This is a genomic window from Halorientalis persicus, assembly GCF_900110215.1.
Classification (GTDB): domain Archaea; phylum Halobacteriota; class Halobacteria; order Halobacteriales; family Haloarculaceae; genus Halorientalis; species Halorientalis persica.
On the sequence record NZ_FOCX01000115.1, the window covers coordinates 1 to 1,248 of the forward strand.

Here is a 1,248-nt window from a genome sequence, read left to right on the forward strand (position 1 = left end):
CCGGACCGATACTTTTCGGGGAAGTAGTCCGTGTAGTACTGCTGGATTTCCTCGCGAGTTGCGGGCCGCCACGCGTCGGCTGTCATAGCTTCCTCCTCACACTTCGGAGCGTTTTGAGGGAAGTCATCCCCGGCGTAGCCTTGCCATGACTGTCGTAGATATGATCGATAATGTCCTGTGTCGATTTCACTAACTGCCCATCTGATGGACCTTTATCCTGATATTTAACCTTTGTATCGACTTGGAAACTGCCATCTTCGATCCGATCAACGAGGGCGTTTACGACATCAACGGCTTCTTCGAGACCCTCAACAACCCACAAAGAGAGTGAATCAGCACTCGCCAGGTCGCGATAATCATTGGCGGCTGACGTGCGATCATTACTGTCGAGCCAGACTTCGCCAACAATCTCTACTGTTCCGTCGCTCTGACAGCCTGCGACGTCACATTCTTCGCCTGTGTTGAGTGTTGGGTACCGGACAACCTGTTCCACGTCATCGCGCTGTTTGAGATATTGAGCGGTAATCTCGACACCGATCCGATGAGCGCCACTCTCGCCGAGATCACCTTCGTTTTCTCCGACGGGCTTGTTGAGATCAATGGCTTCAATGTGGGCACTGATTTGCTTGGTTGTGTTCCAGCCTTTCTCAGTGAATTCGTAGTAGTTCCGCTTGAATGGCCCGTCGACATCTTTGATGAATCCGTGCTGTTTGAGCCCATCTATATCTGGGTTTCCGACCCTGTTAACGAGGGTTGTCATACTCTGGGTGAGGTCGTAGTCCTCCAACCCACGATTATACGCCAGTGCAAGGGTTGCCATGAACTGCCCTTGGTCACCACTTATTGCGCCGGACTTGGTGGCTTCTTCTGTATACTTTCCCCGAATCTCTGCTTCGTCGAACTCTCTGTCAGTCTCCTCTATCGACTTCACGAGGCTGTCCTCCAATCCGCCAGGCAGACGCTGTCGTTTCCCGACAACAATCGGTTCGGATTCATCCGATGCTGATCCCGTGGTATTGCTGCCTGCTGACTGTTCCATCGTGCCAGAGGGGTCCTGCTCGGTGTGGGTGTTTGACTCTGTCCCAGAGTCTTCACCAGCTGTGTCGGTCGGTTGGTCGTCGTTCGGTGTGGAAGTGTTCTGGCTGGACATGGAGTCTTCTGAGTGGTCTGTGTGCTGCGCTTGCTCGCTGTTGCCCGGTGACTGGTCGTCTCCGGTGGCTGTTGGTGCTTGTTTTGCAGGCCCCCACC

General features: G+C 53.8%; 1 protein-coding gene. It reads right to left on the reverse strand.

Annotated features, from left to right (window positions below):
* Window positions 1-82: 82 nt before the first annotated feature.
* A partial coding sequence (locus BMX17_RS24905) for a hypothetical protein (protein WP_211611502.1) occupies window positions 83-1,248 on the reverse strand: 1,166 nt, incomplete at its 5' end.